The organism is Methylobacterium sp. GC_Met_3 (assembly GCF_026540775.1).
Lineage (GTDB): Bacteria > Pseudomonadota > Alphaproteobacteria > Rhizobiales > Beijerinckiaceae > Methylobacterium.
On sequence record NZ_JALNUL010000001.1, the window covers coordinates 677,660 to 684,186 of the forward strand.

Sequence of the window (6,527 nt, forward strand, 5' to 3'; positions counted from 1 at the left end):
TCACCGCGCGCCCAGTCCACATCCTCACCTGTCAGCCCGTTTTGTGATTTCTCTCCACGAGGGTGGCGAGCCCGGCGCAATGCTGACCGCGCCTGCATCTGCCCGCACATTTATAAACAATCGAGTGCAATCCGATACCATGGTCTTCTGTTGTGGCGAGCGGTGGTGTACACAGGCGCACAAGGATACTAAAAATCGGGAGGCTGACCTGCCTTGGGCTGAACATCGCTACGACGTTCTGGTGATCGGCGGTGGCAACGCGGCGCTCTGCGCCGCCATCAGTGCCCGCCGCCAGGGCGCCTCGGTCCTCGTGCTGGAAGCGTCGAGCGCCTTCTGGCGCGGCGGCAACACCCGCCACACCCGCAACATGCGCTGCGCCCACGACGAAGCGACCGAGATCCTCACCGGCCCCTACACGGAGGGCGAGTTCTTCGAAGACCTTCTTCGGGTCACCAAGGGCAAGACCGACGAGGTGCTGGCCCGGCACATGATCCACGAGTCGAAGGAGATGCTCACTTGGATCGCCGAGCAGGGGGTGCGCTGGCAGCCCTCCCTCGGCGGCACCCTCTCGCTCGGCCGGACGAACTCGTTCTTCCTCGGCGGCGGCCGTGCCATGCTCAACGCCCTATACGCCACGGCCGAACGCCTCGGCGTCGAGATCCGGTACGAGGCGGAGGTGACCGACCTCGTGATTGAGGACGGTATGTTTCTGTCCGCGACGCTGAAGGGCGGCGAGACGGTGAAGGCCGGCGCCCTAGTGGCGGCGGCGGGCGGGTTCGAATCAAACATCGCGTGGCTGAAGCAGTACTGGGGCGAGGCTGCCGAGAATTTTCTCATCCGCGGGACGCGCAACAATAAGGGCTCGATCCTGAAACTGCTGCTGGATAAGGGTGTGCAGGAGGTCGGCGACCCGACCCAGTGCCACGCCGTCGCAATCGATGCGCGAGCGCCAAAATATGACGGCGGCATCATCACCCGGCTCGACTGCGTCGTCTTCGGCATCGTCGTCAATAACAGGTGCGAGCGCTTCTACGACGAGGGCGAGGACATCTGGCCCAAGCGCTACGCGATCTGGGGGCGGCTCGTGGCAGCCCAGCCCGACCAGATCGCCTACATCATCTTCGACGCGCCCTCGCTGACGCTGTTCATGCCCTCGCTCTATCCGCCGATCACGGCGGGGACGATCCCCGACCTCGCTCGCGAACTCGGCCTCGACCCCGACGCGCTCCAGGCGACGGTGGACGGCTTCAACGCGGCGGTGCAGCCCGGCACCTTCGACGACAAGATCCTCGATGATTGCCGCACGGAAGGCCTGAGTCCGCCGAAGACACACTGGGCCCGGCGGATCGAGGCGGCGCCGTTCTACGCCTACCCGGTTCGGCCGGGCATCACCTTCACCTATCTCGGCACCCGCGTGAACAAGGAGGCGCGGATGCTCATGGCGGACGGGCGCCCTTCCGCGAACATGTTCGCGGCCGGCGAGATCATGGCCGGCAACGTCCTGGGCGAGGGCTACGCCGCCGGCATCGGGATGACCATCGGGGCCGTGTTCGGCCGCATCGCAGGGCGGGAGGCCGCGCGCTATGCACGCAACTGAGACCAAGACCGCCGGGACTACCGCCCACCACACCAGCGCTGCGCTTGCCGAGGCGGACCGGCTGATGACCGTGTGCAACTCCTGCCGCTACTGCGAGGGACTCTGCGCGGTGTTCCCGGCCATGGAGACGCGCCGCTCATTCGCCGACGGCGACCTCAACTACCTCGCCAACCTTTGCCACTCCTGCGGTGCCTGCTACTACGATTGCCAGTTCTCGCCGCCGCACCCCTTCGCCGTGAACGTGCCGAAAGTTCTGGCGCAGGTGCGCAACGAATCTTACGCTCAGTATGCGTGGCCCCGGGCGCTCGCCCCCGCCTTCGCCCGCAACGGCGTGACGATTGCGGCGGTGGCCGCCCTGTCGGTCGCGGCCTTCCTGTTCGGCTTCATGCTGCGCAACGACCCGGCGACGCTGTTCAGCACCCAAACCGGCGAGGGCGCGTTCTACCGGCTGATGCCGCACAACGCGGTGGCCCTCGTCTTCAGCGCGGTGTTCCTTTACGCCATCGTGGCGCTGGGAATGGGCCTGCGGGCCTTCTGGCGGGACATCGGCGAGGCGCGGGAAACGCTGCAGGTGCCCGCCTACAACGCCCAGGCATCCAGGGACGCGCTGAGCCTTCGCTACCTCGATGGCGGGGGCGCCGGCTGCATGAACGTCGATGAAAAGCCCGCCAAGGACAGGCGGCGGCTTTACCACCACCTCACCTTCTACGGCTTCGTGCTGTGCTTCGCCTCGACCTCGACGGCGACGCTGTATCACTACCTGCTCGGCCGCGAGGCCCCCTATCCCGTTTGGGACCTGCCGGTTCTGCTCGGCACGCTCGGTGGCATTGGCCTCGTCGTCGGCTCCCTGGGGCTGATGCGGGCCAAGGCGGAGCGAGACCCGACACTCCGCGAGGAGAGCGGACGGGGAATGGAGCAGGCCTTTACCCTGATGCTGCTGGCGCTCAGCGTCACCGGCCTCGCGCTGCTGGTCTTCCGTGCCACCCCCGCGATGGGGACGCTGCTTGCAATCCACCTCGGGGCGGTGTTCGGCTTCTTCATCACGATGCCGTACGGCAAGTTCGTCCACGGCTTGTACCGCTACGCGGCCCTCGTACGCTCGGCGAAGGAGCGCAAGAGCCTGCACGGCCCCTCGCCATCCGCCGCCCGGGCGCTGGCGAAGACCTCCCCGAAGGCTGCGGCCTGAGGGGCAAGGACTCGGAGACCACGAGGAGCGGAACGCCGCACTCGCCTGCCCCTACGCGCGGGCCCGGAGAGGAACCCCGCTAGCACGCCTCACCCTTACTGTCAGACCGCGCCATGAAAACATTCGCGCTATCAAGCTGAAGGAAGCGCCAGCAATAAAATTCTAGCAAGATAGGAAGCAGCGTCATGTTATCCCAAGAAGAGCGCCGCAAGAAACTCGGAGACGTGCTTCGCGTCGCGAGCGGAAACTTCCTTGAGCAGTATGATTTCTTCGTTTATGGCTACTACGCCAGCTATATTGGAAAGACCTTCTTTCCGGCGGACAACGCCGGTGTCTCCCTGATGCTCTCGCTGGCGACGTTTTCCGTTGGCTTCTTCATGCGCCCCCTGGGGGCGATCATACTCGGCTCGTATATTGATCGACACGGCCGTCGGAAGGGTCTGCTCTTAACGTTGGGGCTAATGGCGGCGGGCACGCTCTCCATCGCAATCACGCCCAGCTACGAAACGCTCGGCATATTGGCGCCGATAATCATCTTGACTGGACGGTTGTTACAGGGGTTCTCCGCCGGCGCCGAGCTCGGCGGCGTCTCCATCTACCTGGCCGAGATCGCCACCCCGGGCCGACGCGGCTTCTACACGTCATGGCAGTCCGCGAGCCAACAGCCTGCGGTGGTCTTCGCTGCGCTCATTGGGGTCACGCTGAGCGCGATGCTGACGACCGAGCAGATGACAGCCTGGGGCTGGCGTATCCCGTTGCTGATCGGCTGCGCGATCATCCCACTCATCCTGTTTCTCCGCCGGAGCCTAACAGAGACGGAAGAGTTCCAGAAGATGAAGCATGCGTTTAGCGCCACAGAAGTTTTGCGCATCGTCGCCGAAAACTGGCGGATCGTGCTGACCGGCGCGGGCATGTCGGTGCTGACCACCACGACATTCTACCTGATCACCGCCTATACGCCCACCTTCGGACGCGAGGCGCTGCATTTGGATGCGACCGGTGTGCTCATCGTGACGCTCTGTGTCGGCATCTCGAACTTCATCTGGCTTCCGATTGGTGGGCACATCTCCGACCGAATCGGGCGCTATCCGCTGCTGCTCCTCATCCCGGTACTTGCGATCCTGACCGCCTACCCGGTCATGAACTGGCTGGCCGATGCACCCAGCTTTCCCAAGCTGCTGGCCACCGTGCTGCTCTTCTCGTCCTACTTCGGGCTGTACAATGGGGCGATGATCCCGACCTTGTCCGAGATCATGCCTGCGCGGGTACGCACGGCCGGGTTCTCGCTAGCCTTCAGCTTGGCAACCGCCCTTTTTGGCGGACTGACACCGTTGGTCTCGACGGCGCTGATCCAGCAAACTGGCAATCGGGCTGCGCCAGCCCTGTGGCTCACCTTCGCTGCCGTGGTCAGCTTGAGTGCCGTCATCCTGTCCCGTCGGACGGTCACGGCGCCCGAAGGGGCGGCGGCACTTTCCTAAAGGCACTAAGGGCGAGGCGGCTGCTGATGCACCTTGATGCGGGTGCGGAAGGCGTTCAGGATGTGCTGGCGCGCTGCGGCTTCCGCCCCGTCCGGATCACGCGCGGTGATGCGCGCCACTATGGCAGCATGCTCCTCCACGGAGGTCGGTCCACGACCTGGAGCCGCTAGTGTTGTGTTTGCAAGCAGTGCTAGCGAGAGCCGCAGTCCCTCCAGGGTTTGGTCTAGGAATCTGTTCCGCGCTACGTTGCGAAGCTGTTGGTGGAACTGGCGGTTCGTGTGGGCCAAATCGCGCGGCTGCGTGGCGATGGCGCGGTCGCGCTCCACCATGTCGGCCAGCACGCTGATCTCAACATCGGTCGCATGCTGGGCAGCGAGGCGGGCCGCAGTTCCCTCCAGGACCTCGCGCAAGAGGTACAGCTCCGCCACCTGTGTGTAATCGAGCGTGGCGATAATCGCGCCGCGGTGCGGCTCGTGGACGATAAGGCCCTGCTGCTCCAGTCGCTTGAGCGCCTCGCGGACCGGGGTGCGGCTGATTTGCAACCGCTCGGCAAGGTCTGCCTCACGGAGCCGCGTGCCCGGCGGCAGGGCGCCGTCTTCGAGCTCGGCAAGCAGAAGGTCGTAGGCGCTGGATGCGCTGTTTCCGAATGTCGTCATGCTCGGTTAGGGAACACCTTAGTTCGATCCACGACGCTCCTGCTACGGGCATCGCCTCAGGAACACGCCGTATAGGACACGCGCTGGCGGTGGATGGGTGAATAGGCAAGCCTTCCTCAAAGGCAAGTACAGCTGTGTCGCATACAGGGACGAGGCCAGAGCTTAGCCGTATGGTATGCGGCGGGTCGCCAGCTCGCTAGTGCTCTTAAAGCGGCCAAGCTCCAAAGCCACGAGCAGCTCGCAACATTTGTGCTCAAAGAGGCGGCGGTGTTCGCCAGCGATTGTGGGTCGTGCTTTCATCCTGGCTCCAGTGCGCTGAGGACCCCTGGATACTTACGCTGCCCATATGCGAATGGGGGGGCCGCACAGCGGTCAGAGTGGATATTCGCTATGGAGTGGCGTCCGCGGCTCTGCGGACAACCAGGATGGGCGCAAGGCAGCCAGAGTCGCAGCTGATCACAAGTCCGCTTTCGGGAGCCGGACAGCCACGCGGGAACGACTGTGTTGGGTCGGACGCGGATCAGCCGCTTTGGGTGGAATGCTGCCGGTCGGCTTCCGGGTGCGCCTTGGTTGAAGCAGACACCAAAGTCGTGCCCGCTGACGACCCTTGGCGGCCATTCGAGACCTGCTGCCCTCCATCCTGTAGAAAGCAGATGTGGCAGGTGGTATACTCCAGGCTATGATCGACGCAATTCTTTTTGATTTGGACGAAACGCTGCTGGATCGTACCAACTCCCTTCAGGCATTTGTCCGAGATCAGTTCGAGCGACACGCCAATCACCTTGATCACGTTCGATCGGACGAGTGGTGTACCCGGTTCCTCGTCCTCGATAGCCGGGGACACGTCCATAAGTCTGTGGTCTACGCGAACATACTCGCTGAGTTCGGTGGACGGGCTGAGTACGCCGACACTTTGCTTGCGGACTACCGCGCTCGCTGCGCGCGCTTCGCCCAGCCCTTCGACGGAATGGTGGAGGTTTTGAAGGAACTGCGAGCAAGAGGGCTTGCTCTCGGCATCGTGACAAATGGCGAGACGGTGTTTCAGTCAAGGCATGTAGAGGCACTCGAATTGAATAGGCTGGTCGATGCCGTCCTCATCTCAGAACGAGAAGGGTTACGGAAGCCGGACGCAGCCCTGTTTCTACGAGCCGCAACAGCTTGCAGGACCGCGCCGTCTCGTTGCTTGTTCGTCGGCGACAATCCCGTGGTCGACATTCTTGGTGCTCACGCTGCGGGCATGAGCACTGCTTGGTTTCGCGGGAGTGTTGAGTGGCCAACCGACGCCTCTTCTAATCCGGGGGCCAGCATTGACCATCTCTCGCAGGTTCTGGCGCTGGCGCGCCCCTGAGTACGTTCTGATGGGGTTCGAGGCTGGGAACGCGGATCGTCTGCTCTATACCCCGAGCCGAAGTTGCCGGAAGGATGACTGCCGGCCGCTTCGGAGACGCGCCTACACCGGCCCTGGTGGCTGGGTTGGGTCGGCATCGGACTGGCGGCGAGAGCGTCTCCCAATCCGCCTTCGTCTCCCTACCTGCGAAAGAAGCCTGTTCCGACACGGAGCGTGATGCGGAAGAGGATGCGAATGATTGCGGGGAAGCCGGGTTGGAGAT

The 6,527-nt window shown here is 63.8% G+C and carries 5 protein-coding genes; 4 read left to right on the plus strand and 1 reads right to left on the minus strand.

What is annotated here, in order from left to right:
* Window positions 1–208 precede the first annotated feature (208 nt).
* From tcuA to OXS27_RS03300, 3 genes are all read left to right on the plus strand, one after another.
* Window positions 209–1,597 carry an FAD-dependent tricarballylate dehydrogenase TcuA gene (gene tcuA, locus OXS27_RS03290; protein ID WP_267354288.1) on the plus strand — a complete coding sequence of 463 codons (1,389 nt, stop codon included), beginning with the start codon at window positions 209–211 and terminating at the stop codon, window positions 1,595–1,597.
* The gene (gene tcuB, locus OXS27_RS03295) at window positions 1,584–2,783 is read left to right on the plus strand and encodes a tricarballylate utilization 4Fe-4S protein TcuB (protein WP_267354260.1); all 1,200 of its coding nucleotides are present in this window, start codon (window positions 1,584–1,586) and stop codon (window positions 2,781–2,783) included. Before tcuA ends, tcuB begins: the two co-directional genes overlap by 14 nt.
* Window positions 2,784–2,968: 185 nt before the next feature.
* The gene (locus OXS27_RS03300; protein ID WP_267354261.1) at window positions 2,969–4,261 is read left to right on the plus strand and encodes an MFS transporter; all 1,293 of its coding nucleotides are present in this window, start codon (window positions 2,969–2,971) and stop codon (window positions 4,259–4,261) included.
* Window positions 4,262–4,266: 5 nt separating this feature from the next.
* Here OXS27_RS03300 and OXS27_RS03305 read toward each other — a convergent pair whose 3' ends face one another.
* Complete coding sequence (locus OXS27_RS03305; protein WP_267354262.1) at window positions 4,267–4,917, minus strand: GntR family transcriptional regulator; 651 nt, start codon at window positions 4,915–4,917, stop codon at window positions 4,267–4,269.
* Between the two features lie 679 nt (window positions 4,918–5,596).
* On the opposite strand from OXS27_RS03305, the gene OXS27_RS03310 reads away from it, so the two are divergent.
* The gene (locus OXS27_RS03310; RefSeq protein WP_267354263.1) at window positions 5,597–6,265 is read left to right on the plus strand and encodes an HAD family hydrolase; all 669 of its coding nucleotides are present in this window, start codon (window positions 5,597–5,599) and stop codon (window positions 6,263–6,265) included.
* The last annotated feature ends 262 nt before the right edge of the window (window positions 6,266–6,527 follow it).